This window comes from Microbacterium sp. Leaf203, from assembly GCF_001421275.1.
Taxonomy (GTDB): Bacteria; Actinomycetota; Actinomycetes; order Actinomycetales; family Microbacteriaceae; genus Microbacterium; species Microbacterium testaceum_A.
Genome location: NZ_LMKF01000001.1, coordinates 93,841 through 108,275, shown reverse-complemented (window position 1 = coordinate 108,275; position 14,435 = coordinate 93,841). Strand labels below are relative to the sequence as shown.

The following is a 14,435-nucleotide window of genomic DNA, read 5'->3' as shown; positions in this document are numbered from 1 at the left end:
GACGAGCGACCTCGCGGGCCCGTTCAAGGGCGTTCCGGGGTCGATGGGCTGGTAGGGCCCGTCAGCGGGTGGGGTCGCGCGCGGACCGCGGGCTCACTCGCTCCGGAACGCCTCCGGCACGGCCGCGTGCAGGTCGGCCAGCCACACGCGGGCGTTGCCGTCGGAGGGTGCACGCCAGTCGCCGCGCGGCGACAGCGAGCCCGCGGGCGACACCTTGGGTCCGTTCGGAATCGCGGTGCGCTTGAACTGCGCGAAGCCGAAGAACCGCTTCAGGAACACCTCGAGCCACTTCGCCACGGTGACGAGGTCGTACACCGGTCGCCCTGCCTCGGGGTAGCCGGGGGGCCAGGCGCCGGCATCCCGATCGCTCCAGGCGTGAGCCGCGAGGAAGGCGATCTTGGACGGTCGGAAGCCGAAGCGCAGCACGTGGTAAAGCGTGAAATCGTGCAGGTTGTACGGGCCGATACGGTCCTCGGTGGACTGCATCCGGCCGTCCTGGCCGGCGGGCACCAGCTCGGGACTGATCTCGGTGTCGAGCACGGACTGGAGCACGTCGACGGTCTCATCGCTGAGCTCGCCTGAGGAGATCACCCAGCGGATGAGGTGCTGGATGAGCGTCTTGGGGACGCCGGGGTTCACCGAGTAGTGGCTCATCTGGTCGCCCACGCCGTACGTGGACCACCCGAGGGCGATCTCGGACAGGTCGCCGGTGCCGACGACGATCCCGTTGTTCTGGTTCGCCAGACGGAACAGGTAGTCGGTGCGGAGCCCCGCCTGGACGTTCTCGAACGTGACGTCGTGGACGGGCTGCCCCGCCGCGAAGGGGTGTCCCATGCGCGAGAGCATCTCGGTCGCCGCCGGGCGGATGTCGATCTCTTCGATCGAGGCGCCGACGGCTTCGGCGAGGGCGATCGCGTTGCGCTTGGTCTTCTCGCTCGTGGCGAACCCGGGCAGCGTATAGGTGAGGATGTCGCTGCGCGGACGCCCCATCCGGTCCATGGCGCGGGCGATCACGAGCAGCGCGTGCGTGGAGTCGAGTCCGCCGCTCACACCGAGAACCGGACGCGGGTCGCCGATGGCCCGGAGCCGCTGCACGAGGCCCGACACCTGGATGTTGAACGCCTCGTAGCAGTCCTGTGCGAGGCGAGCCGGATCGTCGGGGACGAAGGGGAAGCGATCGACCGCGCGGCGCAGACCGAGGTCGGTCGCGGGCGGGGCGAGCTCGAACGACACCGTCCGGAACGCGGGGCCGGTCGTGCGGCGGTTGTCGTCGAATGTGCCCTGCCGCAGGCGATCCTGTCGCAGACGGTCCAGGTCGACGTCGGCGACGCTGCGCCGTGGTCCGTCGGGGAAGCGCTCGGTCGTGGCGAGCAGGTGCCCGCCCTCGTAGATCATGGTCTGGCCGTCCCATGAGACGTCGTTGGTCGATTCGCCCTGACCCGCGGCCGCGTAGACGTAGGCCGCGAGGCACCGCATGGACTGCGACTGCGACAGCAGGTTCCGATCGTCGGCACGCCCGATCGTGATGGGACTGCCCGATAGGTTGGCGAGCACCGTCGCCCCGGCGAGCGCCGCCCCCGAGGACGGCGGGATCGGCACCCAGACGTCTTCGCACACCTCGGCGTGCAGGGTGAGACCGGGTACGTCGGCCGCCTCGAACAGCAGGTCGGGTCCGAACGGCACCGTCTCGCCGGCGACGCGGATGTGCTGACCGACCTGGTCGTCTCCGCGCGCGTACCAGCGGTGCTCGTAGAACTCGCGATAGGTGGGCAGGTACGCCTTGGGAGCCACGCCGAGCACCCGACCGCGGTGGATCACGACCGCGCAGTTGAACAGGCGGTTGCCGTGGCGCAGCGGCGCGCCGACGAGGAGCACCGGAAGAAGATCGGCGGATGCCAGCACCAGGCGCTCGAGAGCGGTTTCAACGGCATCGAGGAGGGGATCCTGCATGACGAGGTCGTCGATCGCGTAGCCGGTGAGGCACAGCTCGGGGAAGACGGCGACGGCGACGCCCTCAGCGTCGCACGCGCGCGCGGAGTCGAGCACGGCGTCGGCATTGGCGGCGGGGTCGGCGACCGCGACGGGAATCGTGCACGCCGCGACGCGCGCGAACCCGTGCCGGTACACGTTCTCGAACGGCAGGTCGGTGATCACCCCCTCAGTCTGTCAGCACGGTCCGACACCGGGCGGTCGGATTGCGAGAGGAGGCCGGCCTGTGGATGGCGGAACCCGATGTCGGTGGCCCCGATTAGCGTTGAGGACCATGCGGTACATCGAGCAGGAGGCGCGGATCGTCTGGAGCGCCAGCGACCTCAAGGCGGCGGCGGAGTGCGAGTTCGCGTGGCTGCGCGCCATCGACGCGAAGATCGGTCGCGTCGCGCCCGTCGACGACCCCGAGGACGCCACCCTCGAACGCGCGGCCCGCCTGGGCACGGCGCACGAGCTGCGGGTGCTCGACGATGACCGCGCCCGCTTCGGCGCGGCGGTGCGCGAGATCCCGGCGGCCCGATCGTCCGACGCCCAGGCCCTCGCCGAAGCCGTGCGCCTCACCGACGAGGCTCTGGCCGACCCGTCCGTCGAGGTGGTGTACCAGGCCGCTTTCGCCACCGATGAGTTCGTGGGGTTCGCCGACTTCCTCGTCCGCGAGTCCGACGCGTCGCCCGAGGGAACGCGTCGGTGGATCGTGCAGGACACGAAGCTCGCGCGTCGGGCCCGGGTGACCGCACTCATGCAGCTCGCCGCCTACGTGGATCAGCTCGATCGTCTCGGCGTCCCGCGCGCGGACGAGGTGCAGTTGCTGCTCGGCGACGGCTCGACGAGCACGCACCGCGTCGACGACCTCCTCCCGGTCTTCGGTCTGCGCCGGGAGCGCCTGCGCGCGCTGATCGCCGACCGGAGGGTCGAGCTCGGCGTCGCCGGGCCGGCGATCGCCTGGGGCGATGCGCGGGGCGATCTCGGGGTCATCGCATGCGGCCGGTGCGCGACGTGCGAGCTCGAGGTCGTCGCGCACCGCGACCTGCTTCTGGTCGCCGGCATGCGCCCCGTCCAGCGCGATCGGCTCCGTGCCGGCGGCATCGAGACCATCGACCAGCTGGCGTCTGCTCCGACCGCTCCCGCCGCGATGAGTGCCGACACCTTCGCGTCACTCCGTACGCAGGCGCGTCTGCAGCTCGAGAGTCCGGCGGGGGTCCCGGGCGGCGATGCCCCCGCCTCCGCCGTGCCGACGTTCGAGGTCGTCGCGCCGAAGTCGCTCGGGGTGCTTCCCCGGCCCGACCACGGCGACCTGTTCTTCGACTTCGAGGGCGACCCGCTCTACACCGAGGGGGTCGGTGAGCACTGGGGCATCGACTACCTCTTCGGCTGGGTCGACTCTCGCGAAACCTACGGGGCCCTGTGGGCGCACACCTTCGACGAGGAGCGAGCGGCCCTCGAGCGCTTCCTCGACATGGTGGCGCTACGCCGTCAGCAGTACCCGGGCATGCACATCTACCACTACGCCCCCTACGAACCGACCCATCTGCTCACGATGGCGGCTCGCTACGGAGTTCGAGAGGCGGACGTCGATCGGCTCCTGCGCGACGGCGTCTTCGTCGACCTGTACCCGGTCGTCCGGCGAGCCCTGCGGGTCGGCTCGCGCTCGTATTCGATCAAGAAGCTCGAGCCCCTCTACATGGGCGATGAGGTGCGCACCAGCGACGTCCAGCGCGGAGACGACTCCATTGTGAAGTACGTCGAGGCCCGCGCGCTCGCCGCCGACGGCGACACGACCGCCGCGCAACGCGTGCTCGACGATCTCGCCGACTACAACCGCTACGACTGCGTGTCGACCCGGCGACTACGCGATTGGCTGGTCGAGCGTGCCCGCGAGTCGGGCGCCGTCCCGGCGCGAGGCGCCGAGCCCGACGAACAGGCGTATGAGCCTTCGCCGCGCGCCACAGCCCTGCAGAGGTGGGCGGCCGACGCCGCCGAGCCCGATGCGACGGCGCTCCGTCTCGCCGCTGCCGCCATCGACTACTACCCGCGCGAAGAGAAGACCTATTGGGCCACGCACTTCCTGCGCCTGCGCGAGCCGCTGTCGGTGTGGGAGGACACGCGTGACGTCGTGGTGATCGATGCGGCACGTTCGCGGGTGGTCGCCGACTGGCATGTCCCCGAGTCGGGCCGGGGCTCGCAGCGCCGACTCGTCGAGCTTCGCGGTGAGGTCGCCCCCGGGACGCGCCTGAGCGCGGACGCCGAACCTTTCGCGGTCTACGATCTGCCCGCTCCGTTCCCGCTCGAGACACGGCCGCGGTGGATCCACGGTGCGCGCCGCACGACCGTTCGCGAGGTCCTCGACGACGGGGCGATCGTCGAGGAGATCGCCGCCGACGGAGTGACCTGGGACGACCTGCCACTCGCCCTCACCCCACCCGCGCCGCCCCGCGCCGGCAATCAGCAGAAGGCGATCGACGCGTGGGCCGACGCCGTCCTCGCGGCGGCCCCGGCGATCCCGCAGGGAGCCGCGGCCGACATCCTCCGCCGGGTCCCACCGCGGACGCTCTCGGGCGCTCTCGCCCCGGTCACCAGCATCGACGGCCGAGGCGGCGACGACGACGTGGCGGCGATCGCTCGGAGCGTGGCCGACCTGGACCACAGCTACCTGGCCGTGCAGGGCCCTCCCGGCACGGGCAAGACCTACGTCGGCTCCCACGTCATCGCCCGCCTCGTCGCCGATCGCGGGTACCGCGTCGGGGTCGTGGCGCAGTCGCACGCGACCGTCGAGCACATGCTCGATCAGGTCATCGCGGCGGGGGTGCCGGCATCCCGAGTTGGGAAAGCGCCGAAGGACCCGGGCGTCTCGCACTCCTTCACCGTTCTGCCGAAGAACGGGATCGCGGCGTTCACCGGCGAGAACGCAGCGACCGGTTTCGTCGTCGGCGGGACCGCGTGGGACTTCAGCCACGAGACCCGGATCCCCCGCGGAAGTCTCGATCTGCTGGTGATCGACGAAGCGGGGCAGTTCTCGCTCGCGTCCACGATCGCGGTGTCGCTCGCGGCGCGGCGCCTTCTTCTGCTGGGCGACCCCCAGCAGCTGCCGCAGGTCAGTCAGGGCACGCACCCCGAGCCCGTCGACACCTCGGCGCTCGGGTGGATCATCGACGGAGCCGAGGTGGTGCCCGAGGAGTTCGGCTACTTCCTCGCCCGCACGCGCCGCATGCACCCCGCCGTCGCCGAGCCGGTGTCACGCCTGTCGTACGAGGGTCGCCTCGCCGCGCACCCCTCCACCGCTCTGCGCCGCCTCGACGGCGTCGAACCGGGGGTGCACGTGGTCCCGGTGCGCCACAGCGGAAATGCGATGTTCTCGAGCGAAGAGGCCGCCGAGGTCGCCCGATTGGTCGCCGAGCTCGTCGGACGTGAATGGACCGGAGCCGAGGGAGGGGCGGGCGATTCCGCCACCGTGCACGAACCTCGTGCGCTCCGGTCCGACGACATCATCGTCATCACCCCGTACAACGCCCAGCAGGTCGCCGTCGAGGAGGCGCTGGCCGCGGCCGGCTTCGCCGACGTCCCGGTCGGCACGGTCGATCGGTTCCAGGGAAAGGAGGCGGTCGTGGCGATCCTGACGCTCGCCGCCTCATCGGGGCGGGAGGCCCCCCGCGGGCTCGAGTTCCTCCTGCTGCGCAACCGCATCAACGTCGCGATCTCGCGAGCGATGCAGGCCGCCTACGTGGTGTACTCACCCGCTTTGCTCGACGACCTTCCGCGGACCCCCGAGGGGGTCGCGCGGCTCAGCGGCTTCGCACGGTTGGTGGGCGCTCAGGCCGTGCCGTAAAGGCGGTCGCCCGCGTCGCCGAGGCCGGGCACGATGTAGCCCTTCTCGTTGAGGCGCTCGTCGACGGCGCCGAGCACGAGGGTCACGTCGTGCCCCTCGACCTGCTTCTCGATCGCCGCGACACCCTCGGGGGCGCCGAGCAGGCAAATCGCGGTGACGTCCTGCGCGCCGCGCGCGAAGAGGAAGTTGATGGCCGCGCCGAGCGAGCCGCCGGTGGCGAGCATCGGGTCGAGCACGAAGCACTGGCGGTCGCTGAGGTCGTCGGGAAGGCGCTCGGCGTAGGTCGTCGGCTCGAAGGTCTCTTCGTCGCGCACCATGCCGAGGAAGCCGACCTCGGCGGTGGGGAGAAGCTTCACCATGCCCTCGAGCATGCCGAGCCCGGCGCGAAGAATCGGGACGACGATCGGACGGGGCTCGCTGATCTTGACGCCCATGGTCGTGGTGACCGGAGTCTGGATCTCGATCGGGTCGACGCGCACGTTGCGGGTCGCCTCGTAGGCCAGGAGCGTCACGAGCTCCTCGGTGAGCTGGCGGAACACCGGCGACGACGTCTGCACGTCACGCAGCACCGTGAGCTTGTGGGTGATGAGCGGGTGGTCGGCGACGTGGACACGCATAGGCTCAAGGCTAACCGCTCCACCCGCAGACCACCGCCCGTCTTTCACCGGAGACCCCGTGACGCCCACCGCCCGCGACCTCACCGCGATGCGGCGCGCCCTCGCCCTCGCCGATGCCGCGGCGGCCGACGGCGACGTCCCGGTGGGCGCCGTGGTCGTGGATGCCGCGGGCGAGGTCATCGGCGAAGGCCGCAACTTGCGCGAGGTCACGGGGGACCCGACGGCTCACGCCGAGGTCGTCGCCCTGCGCGAAGCCGCCCGCCGCCTGGGCACGTGGCACTTGGCCGACTGCACCCTGGTCGTCACCCTTGAGCCGTGTGTCATGTGCGCCGGTGCGATCCTCCAGGCGCGCATCGAGCGGGTCGTCTTCGGATCGTGGGATGCCAAGGCCGGAGCCGCCGGCTCCCTGTACGACGTTCTGCGCGACCGGCGGCTTCCGCATCGCGTCGAGGTCGTCGGCGGGGTCGAGGAGGAAGGGGCCTCGGACCGGCTGCGCGCGTTCTTCGAGGGCCGCCGCTGACGACTCAGCGGGGGAGGAGCGGAAGCACCTCCGCGCCGATCTGGTCGGCGTGATCGAGGTCGCGGAGGTCCATCAGCTGGAAGTAGACCCGTTCGGCGCCCAGCCCGCGAAGCCGCTCGACCTTCTCGGCGACCTGTGAGGGAGTGCCGACGATGTTCGCCCCGTCGTCGAACTGGTCGCGGGTGCGGCCGATCGCGTCGAGGCGGCGGTCGATCTCGGCGTCGTCCGCCCCGACGACGGTCGGAAGTGCCACCGAGAGCTTCAGCGTGCCCGGGTCCCGCCCGATCGCTTCGCACGCGGCGCGCACGACGGCGAACTTCTCGGCCACGACGTCCTCCGAGACGAACCCGATGTTGAACTCGGTGGCGTACCTCGCGGCCAGTGCGGGGGTGCGCTTCGGGCCGCCCCCGCCCACGATCACCGGAACCGGGGATTGCACCGGTTTCGGGAGCGCCGGCGCCTCGTCGAGGTCGTAGTGCTCGCCGTGGAACGTGAAGGTGTCGGCATCCGGGGTCGACCAGAGACCCGTCACGACCTGGAGCTGCTCTTCGAGCAGATCGAAGCGCTTGGGCGGGAACGGGATGCCGTAGGCGCGGTGCTCGCGCTCGAACCACCCCGTTCCGAGCCCCAGCTCGACGCGGCCGCCCGACATCGCGTCGACCTGGGCGACCTGGATCGCGAGGATCGCCGGGACCCGGTAGGTCACGGACGACACGAGGGTGCCCAGGCGGATCCGCGAGGTCTCGCGGGCGAGGCCGGCGAGCGTCGTCCACGCGTCGGTGGGGCCGGGGCGCGCATCTCCCTCGCCCATGCGCAGGTAGTGGTCCGACCGGAAGAACCCGTCGAGACCGTGCTCTTCGGCGGAGCGCGCGAAAGCGAGCTGGTCATCGTAGGAGAAGCCCTGCTGGGGCTCGGTGAACAGGCAGTACTCCACGGGGACCTCCGGGGCGGGTCGGGGATGGGTCAGTCGGCCGAGCGCAGGATGATCGCCTCGGTCGGGGGTGCCGGGTCGGCGGGGCGACCGACGTAGCCGATGTGGGTCAGCAGAGCCTGACGGAACACCGCGGGGCGTTCGAGGTGCACGGAGTGTCCGGCGCCCTCGACGGGCACCTCGGCGACCTCGCCGCCCTTCTCCGCATAGGACGAGAGCACATCGCGCGTCTGCGAGACCATCGGCTGCGCGGGCGCGACATCGACGCCGGGCCAGTCGGGGACCACGCCGAGCGCGCCGAGGTGGTTGACGTCCGAGAACGAGGTGTCCGAGACGATCGCATCGGCGGTGCCGTAGATCCACAGGATCGGCGGCTTCGCGGCGAGGTCCACGATGCCCGAGACGTCGAAGTACTTCGGCGCGAGGGCGTTCAGCACTCCCGTCGTCCCGGGGGCGAAGCCCGGCCAGGTCGAGGTGATGACCGAATCTCCCGGGTAGTTGCCGGTGGCCGTGGACGTCGACAGCATCGCTTCGACCCAGACGTCCTCGTGCTCGCTCCGGTAGCCGTCGGCGACGTAGCTGCTGCGGAACACGGAGCGGGGAGAGGTGGGGGCCCCGTCGGTGGTGTCGTGGTCGATGAGGCGTTGGATGAAGTCGGGGTTCGCCGCGCCCGCGCCCGCGCCCGCGTCTTCGTCGCTCAGACGGGAGCCGTCGCGACGTGTGCCGCCGAACCCGTACGGCGAGATCGGCGACTGCAGGGTCAGTGACAGGACGGGGTGATCGAGCGCGTACTGCAGCACGACGGCTCCGCCCATCGACCAGCCGACGAGGTGGGCGGTGGAGATGCCGAGAGCCTCGAGCGTCGCGTGCAGGTCGTCGCTGAAATCGCGGACGCCGCGCGTGGCATCGATCGGGCTGTGCTCGGTACGACCGAAGCCGCGCAGGTCGACCGCGATCACCCGCAGCTCGCTCGGCAGGTCCTGCATGATCTCCTGCCAGAACAGCGAGGAGGCGACGTTGCCGTGCACGAAGACCACCGTGTGCTCGGGGGAGGTGGAGGGGTCGTCACCGACGCGCTCGAGCACGTTCACACCCAGCCGGTCGGTCTCGACCAGGCGCGCGGTGATGCCGTCGAAGAGAGTCATCGCTAGTCCTCCGTGTCGCTCGCCGGTGCTCCGGCACACCGTTTTCCGACTCTAACGCGCGCCCCTATCGGTCGCACTCAGGCTTGCCCCCGCCATCGGCGACGGATTCGTAAACTGTGCCGTATGACGGATGCCACGACCTCGCTGCCCCCGATCGCGATCCTCGGAGCCGGTTCCATGGGAGGAGCGATCCTCCGCGGCCTCGTCGCCGCGGGCCTGACCGAGGGCGGGGTGACGGCCACCAACCGCTCCGTCGCCAAGGCGGCCGAGCTCGCCGAGCTCGACGGGGTGACCAGTGTCGCGCTCGAGGTCAATCCCGCGGGCAATACCGACGCCGCGTCCGCCGCCGACATCGTGCTGGTGGGCGTGAAGCCCGCGATGGTGCCCGACCTGCTCGACGAGATCGCCCCGCACCTGCGACCCGGCGCGATCGTGGTGAGTCTGGCGGCGGGAGTCACCCTCGACACGTTCGCCGCTCACCTCGGCGAGGGCGTCTCCACCCTGCGCTCGATGCCGAACACCCCCTCCCTCGTCGGCCAGGGCGTGACGGGGCTCGCCGCCGGGTCCGCGGCGTCCGCCGACGACGTCGCGGTGGTCCGAGCCCTCTTCGAGACCGTGGGTTCGGTGCTCGAAGTCCCCGAGTCGCAGATCGACGCCCTCTCGACCATCTCGGGCTCCGGTCCCGCCTATGTCTTCCTGCTCGTCGAGGAGTTCACCAAGGCCGCCGTGCGGATGGGGTTCGACGACGATCAGGCGCGTCTGCTCGCGGAGCAGACCTTCATCGGAGCGACCGCGCTCATGGCATCCGCAGAGGTGGATCCCGCCGAGCTCCGCCGCCGCGTGACCAGCCCGAAGGGCACCACCGAGCGCGCCGTCACCGTCTTGCAGGACGCTCGTCTCGACGACACCTTCACCACCGCCGCCGAAGCGGCCCTCGCCCGGGCGAAAGAACTGGCCGCGGGCAACTGACCATGCGCCTGCGGTTCTCCGGGACGATCTGGTACTGGCGCGGCCCCGCGCCGTTCCATTTCGTCTCGGTGCCCCCGGCGGAGGCGGCGATGATCGCCGAGGTCGCCCCGGTCGTCACCTACGGGTGGGGGATGATCCCCGCATCCGTCACGATCGGCCGCACCACCGTGACCACCTCGCTCTGGCCGAAGGACGGCGGGTACGTGGTGCCGGTGAAGAAAGCACTGCAGGATGCCGAGGGCCTCGGCGTCGACGACGAGGTCGAGCTGACCCTGGACATCGACGCCTGAGCGCGTCGACTCAGCGGTCGAGCGAGGCGAAGCGCTCGATGTCGGAGTTCGTGCCCGACACGATGATGAGGTCGTGGTTGGTGACGACGGTGTTCGCCTCGGCGTAGCGGAACGGACGGCCCGGGCTCTTCACCCCGACCACCGTGACGTTGTACTTCGAGCGGACGCCCGACTCGTTCAGCCCCACCCCGCGGACGAGCTTGGGCGGGTACATCTTGGCCAGGACGAAGTCGTCGTCGAAGCGGATGAAGTCGAGCATGCGGCCGCTCACGAGGTGGGCGACGCGTTCTCCGGCTTCGGCTTCGGGGTAGATCACGTGGTTCGCACCGACGCGGGCGAGGATCTTGCCGTGCGACTGCGACACGGCCTTCGCCCAGATCTGCGGCACCTTGAGGTCGACGAGGTTGGCCGTGATGAGCACCGACGCCTCGATGAGCGAGCCGACCGCGACGACGGCGACCTGGAAGTCCTGGGCGCCGATCTGGCGCAGGGCGTCGATGTTACGGGCGTCGGCCTGCACGGCGTGCGTGACGCGCTCCGACCACTTCTGGACGAGCTCGAGGTTGCCGTCGACGGCGAGCACCTCGCGGTCGAGGCGGTCCAGTTCACCCGCGCACGCGGCGCCGAAGCGCCCGAGGCCGATCACCAGGACGGGGGCGTCACTGCGGATGCGTTCAACCAACGATGGGCCTTTCCACGGGGAGCGCGTACAGCTGCGACCGGGAGGACGCAGCCACTGCCGCAGCGAGTGTCACTGTACCAATGCGCCCCATGAACATCGTGGCGGCCATGACGTACTTGGCGGCCTCGGGAAGCTCGGCGGTGAGCCCCGTCGACAGGCCCACCGTGGCGAAGGCCGAGACGACGTCGAAGAGCACGTGTTCGATCGGAGCGTCGGTGATCCGGCTGATGGTCACGGTCGAGATCGCGACGATCGTGGCCCCCCACGCGACGACGGAGAGCGCGACGCGCTGCACGTCGCTCGGGATGCGGCGGCCGAACGCCTGCACCGACGGGCGCCCCTTCGCCTCCGAGAACACGGCGAGGGCGAGGACCGCCAGCGTCGTGACCTTGATACCGCCCGCGGTGGAGGCCGAACCGCCGCCGACGAACATGAGCATCGAACCGACGATGAGGGTGGCGCCGTTCAGATCGCCGATGTTGATGACGCTGAATCCGCCCGACCGTGTCATCGCCGAGAGGAAGAAGGCCTGGAACGTGGTGTCCCACGCATCCATGCTGCCGAATGTGAGGGGGTTGTCGTATTCCAGCAGCAGAATGACGCCGGCACCGGCGAAGAACAGCACGACCGTGGTGATGATCGTGAGCTTCGCGTGCAGCGACCACAGGCGGAACCGCCAATAGTGGCGCCACAGCGTGAAGATGACCGGGAATCCGATCGAGCCGAGGAAGACCCCGGCCATCAGCACGGTGAGCAGGTAGTAGTCCTGCGCGAAGGGCGTGAGGCCGTCGGCGTTGGGGACGAAGCCGGTGTTCGTGAACGCCATCGCCGCGTAGTACGGCGCCTCCCACAGGGCCACGAGCGGATTGATCCCGCCGATGATGAGCGAGGGGTAGATGAGGACGGTCAAGCCCGCCTCGATGACCAGGGTGGACAGGGCCACCGTCCGCAGCAGCTGGCCGACCTCGCCGAGCCGGACGGTCTGGCCCTCGTTCACCGGCCCGCCGTGGACCCGCAGGGGGTTGCTGTCGCCCGCGGCGATCAGCTTGGCGCGCAGCCCGAGGCGTTTCGAGATGACCAGGCCGAGGATCGAGGCGAGGGTCAGGACACCCAGGGCGCCGACGTTGACGCCGATGTAGGTGATGACGCGCCCCAGGGGCGAGAAGTCGGAGTACATGTTCAGCGTCGACAGGCCCGTCACGCAGATCGTGGACACCGCGGTGAACAGAGCGTCGGCGAAGGCGATCCGTTCGCCCGTCGCAGACGCCGCGGGCAGCGAGAAGAGCGCGGTGAACAGCGCGATGAGCGTGACGAACACGAGCACCGCGAATCGCGCGGGTGAGGCGGTCGTCAGGTTGCGCAGACGATCCCATGCCTCGTAGGCGATGCGACGCAGTCGCACGGCCAGTCGAGCCTCGTTCGGCGTCGCCGCCATGCGCCGCTCCCTTCGGTGCCCGAACCCGAATCATGGTACTCGGGCCGGGGCGCCGCTAATCTGATGCCATGGCGGACATCTTCGACGTGATCGCTGACGGAACGCGTCGCGACATCCTTCAGCTGCTCCTCGACCGGGCGACCGGTGGCGAACGCGGAACGAGCGTGTCGCAGATCGTCGCGGCACTCGGGGTGAGTCAACCCACGGTGTCCAAGCACCTCAAGGTGCTGCGCGAGGCCGAGCTCGTCTCGGTCCGCGAAGAGGGCCAGCACCGCTACTACAGCCTCGCGGTCGCGCCCCTCGACGAGGTCGACGATTGGCTCGTGCCCTTCTTCTCGATCGACGACGACAACGAACCCGCGCTCCCCGAATCCGCGATGCACGCCGCCGAGGTGGTGGGGCGCGCCGCCGCATCGGTGAAGCACTCCTTCTCGACCGCGTTCCGCAAGCTCCCGGGGCGATGACGACGATGGATGCCGCGGATTTCCGGCATCCATGAATCACATTCGTCACAGTGGGCCCATAGGTTTACAGCCGTCCCGGCCAGACCCTAGAGTGTGCACAGCATCAGGAGGGTGAGTTCACCCGGAACGAGGGGTGAGCGATGGCCGAGCTGCCGGACGTGCGGTTTCTGACGGTCGCCGAGGTCGCAGAGCTCATGCGCGTGTCGAAGATGACGGTCTACCGTCTCGTGCACGCGGGAGAATTGCCGGCGGTGCGCTTCGGACGCAGCTACCGGGTGCCGGAATCGGCGGTCGCCGAAGCCGTGCAACGACCGGTGTCCGACGTCGGCTAGACTGATCCGAGGCTTTTTTCCAACGCCTGCTGTTCCCGGGGGCCGAAATCGGCACCCAGACCCCGACTTAGTGAGGTTTTCCGTGGGTTCTGTCATCAAGAAGCGCCGTAAGCGCATGGCGAAGAAGAAGCACCGCAAGCTGCTTCGCAAGACTCGTCACCAGCGCCGCAACAAGAAGTAAGCGGCCACCACACCGAGCGCCTGTCCGATTCGTGACGGGCGCTTCGTGTATCCGGCGCGACGATCTCGCGCCGCCGAACCGTCTCGACCGTCTTCCTCGGAGGAAAGCATGCAGTCCATCTCGGTCCACGATCTGCACGCGGGGCGCCAGCGTCCCCTGATCGACGTGCGCGAGGAGCACGAGTTCGCCGCGGGACACGTTCCCGGCGCGGTGAACCTGCCGATGTCCACGATCGGCGAGCACCTCGACGAGCTTCCGGGCGAGCCCTTCGACGTCATCTGCCAGGCCGGCGGCCGCTCGGCGAGGGTCGTCGAGGCGCTCTCGGCACGCGGCCACGACGCCACGAACGTCGAGGGCGGCACGGGCGACTGGATCGCCGCGGGATACGACGTCGAGTCCTGATCGGTCCGCGGACACACGCGGCGCACGCCGCGGCCCGTCGTTCCCCCGCCTCCTAGGATGGGGAGGGTGACGACCCTCACGCTGATCGGTAAGCCCGACTGCCACCTCTGCGACGTGGCGGAGCAGATCGTGGAGACCGTCGTCGCCGAGCTCCCCGAGGGTGCCGCTGACCGCGTCACCATCGAACAGGCCTCGATCGCCGACGACGCCGCCCTCTACGAGAAGTGGTGGGAGAAGATCCCGGTCGTCCTCATCGACGGCGAATTGCACGCCCACTGGCGCGTGTCCGCCGACCGACTTCGCGCCGCTCTCCTCGCGGCAGACACCCAAGGAGCCTCCGCGTGAGCATCCGTCACATCGTTCTGTGGAAGCTGTCGGCTGACGACGCCGACACGCGTGCCCTGCACGCCGAGCAGATCGCCGAGCGCCTGCTCGCCCTCGCCCCCGTGATCGACGAGATCCAGCACATCGAGGTGGGGCGCAACATCGTGAACCCGCAGTCGAACTGGGACGTCGCTCTGGTCAGCGAGTTCGCCGACGTCGATGCGCTCGAGCGCTACCAAGTGCACCCCGCTCACCAGGAGGTCGCGGCGTTCGTCCGCTCCGTCGTGGCGGAGCGCTCCTCGGTCGACTACCCGTTCTGACGCCCGCTCGC

Annotated in this window: 16 protein-coding genes; 10 read left to right on the top strand and 6 right to left on the bottom strand. The window is 70.0% G+C overall.

Annotated elements, in window-relative coordinates; translation table 11 throughout:
• Positions 1-93: 93 nt before the first annotated feature.
• Positions 94-2,154, bottom strand: a complete 2,061-nt coding sequence (locus tag ASE56_RS00555) for an NAD(+) synthase (RefSeq protein WP_056224024.1) — start codon at positions 2,152-2,154, stop codon at positions 94-96.
• 109 nt (positions 2,155-2,263) lie between these two features.
• Between ASE56_RS00555 and ASE56_RS00550 the strand changes: the two genes are divergently transcribed.
• On the top strand, positions 2,264-5,812 hold the full coding sequence (locus ASE56_RS00550; protein WP_056224021.1) for a bifunctional RecB family nuclease/DEAD/DEAH box helicase: 3,549 nt from the start codon (positions 2,264-2,266) through the stop codon (positions 5,810-5,812).
• Here the strand turns inward: ASE56_RS00550 and upp are convergent.
• On the bottom strand, positions 5,797-6,429 hold the full coding sequence (upp, locus tag ASE56_RS00545; protein WP_056224019.1) for a uracil phosphoribosyltransferase: 633 nt from the start codon (positions 6,427-6,429) through the stop codon (positions 5,797-5,799). The genes ASE56_RS00550 and upp overlap by 16 nt on opposite strands.
• Positions 6,430-6,517: 88 nt before the next feature.
• Here upp and tadA point away from each other — a divergent pair, with 88 nt between their 5' ends.
• Positions 6,518-6,949, top strand: a complete 432-nt coding sequence (tadA, locus tag ASE56_RS00540; protein WP_056224217.1) for a tRNA adenosine(34) deaminase TadA — start codon at positions 6,518-6,520, stop codon at positions 6,947-6,949.
• A 4-nt stretch (positions 6,950-6,953) separates the two neighbouring features.
• Here tadA and ASE56_RS00535 read toward each other — a convergent pair whose 3' ends face one another.
• Together ASE56_RS00535 and ASE56_RS00530 are read right to left on the bottom strand one after the other, a co-directional pair.
• On the bottom strand, positions 6,954-7,883 hold the full coding sequence (locus ASE56_RS00535) for an LLM class F420-dependent oxidoreductase (protein WP_056224018.1): 930 nt from the start codon (positions 7,881-7,883) through the stop codon (positions 6,954-6,956).
• 29 nt (positions 7,884-7,912) lie between these two features.
• The gene (locus tag ASE56_RS00530) at positions 7,913-9,025 is read right to left on the bottom strand and encodes an alpha/beta hydrolase (protein ID WP_056224015.1); all 1,113 of its coding nucleotides are present in this window, start codon (positions 9,023-9,025) and stop codon (positions 7,913-7,915) included.
• A gap of 123 nt (positions 9,026-9,148) precedes the next feature.
• Between ASE56_RS00530 and proC the strand changes: the two genes are divergently transcribed.
• Both proC and ASE56_RS00520 read left to right on the top strand, forming a co-directional pair.
• Positions 9,149-9,994 (top strand): pyrroline-5-carboxylate reductase, encoded by an 846-nt coding sequence (gene proC, locus ASE56_RS00525; protein ID WP_056224013.1) that lies wholly within the window; start codon positions 9,149-9,151, stop codon positions 9,992-9,994.
• 2 nt (positions 9,995-9,996) lie between these two features.
• On the top strand, positions 9,997-10,284 hold the full coding sequence (locus ASE56_RS00520; protein ID WP_056224010.1) for a DUF1905 domain-containing protein: 288 nt from the start codon (positions 9,997-9,999) through the stop codon (positions 10,282-10,284).
• 10 nt (positions 10,285-10,294) lie between these two features.
• On the opposite strand, the gene ASE56_RS00515 is transcribed toward ASE56_RS00520, so the two are convergent.
• Positions 10,295-10,966, bottom strand: a complete 672-nt coding sequence (locus ASE56_RS00515; RefSeq protein WP_056224009.1) for a TrkA family potassium uptake protein — start codon at positions 10,964-10,966, stop codon at positions 10,295-10,297.
• A complete protein-coding gene (locus ASE56_RS00510) occupies positions 10,959-12,401 on the bottom strand; it encodes a TrkH family potassium uptake protein (protein ID WP_056224007.1) in 1,443 nt (480 codons plus the stop codon). The genes ASE56_RS00515 and ASE56_RS00510 overlap by 8 nt, the downstream gene beginning before the upstream one ends.
• A gap of 68 nt (positions 12,402-12,469) precedes the next feature.
• Between ASE56_RS00510 and ASE56_RS00505 the strand changes: the two genes are divergently transcribed.
• The 6 genes from ASE56_RS00505 to ASE56_RS00485 all read left to right on the top strand — a co-directional run bounded on the left by ASE56_RS00505 (position 12,470) and on the right by ASE56_RS00485 (position 14,424).
• On the top strand, positions 12,470-12,865 hold the full coding sequence (locus tag ASE56_RS00505; RefSeq protein WP_056224005.1) for a helix-turn-helix transcriptional regulator: 396 nt from the start codon (positions 12,470-12,472) through the stop codon (positions 12,863-12,865).
• Positions 12,866-13,005: 140 nt separating this feature from the next.
• Positions 13,006-13,197 (top strand): helix-turn-helix domain-containing protein, encoded by a 192-nt coding sequence (locus tag ASE56_RS00500; protein WP_056224003.1) that lies wholly within the window; start codon positions 13,006-13,008, stop codon positions 13,195-13,197.
• A gap of 82 nt (positions 13,198-13,279) precedes the next feature.
• Positions 13,280-13,378: an AURKAIP1/COX24 domain-containing protein gene (locus ASE56_RS16350; protein WP_003792170.1), complete on the top strand. Its 99-nt coding sequence runs from the start codon at positions 13,280-13,282 to the stop codon at positions 13,376-13,378.
• Between the two features lie 108 nt (positions 13,379-13,486).
• Complete coding sequence (locus ASE56_RS00495; protein ID WP_056224001.1) at positions 13,487-13,780, top strand: rhodanese-like domain-containing protein; 294 nt, start codon at positions 13,487-13,489, stop codon at positions 13,778-13,780.
• A gap of 66 nt (positions 13,781-13,846) precedes the next feature.
• The gene (locus ASE56_RS00490) at positions 13,847-14,125 is read left to right on the top strand and encodes a glutaredoxin family protein (RefSeq protein ID WP_081349772.1); all 279 of its coding nucleotides are present in this window, start codon (positions 13,847-13,849) and stop codon (positions 14,123-14,125) included.
• A complete protein-coding gene (locus tag ASE56_RS00485; protein WP_056223997.1) occupies positions 14,122-14,424 on the top strand; it encodes a Dabb family protein in 303 nt (100 codons plus the stop codon). The genes ASE56_RS00490 and ASE56_RS00485 overlap by 4 nt, the downstream gene beginning before the upstream one ends.
• Positions 14,425-14,435: the final 11 nt, after the last annotated feature.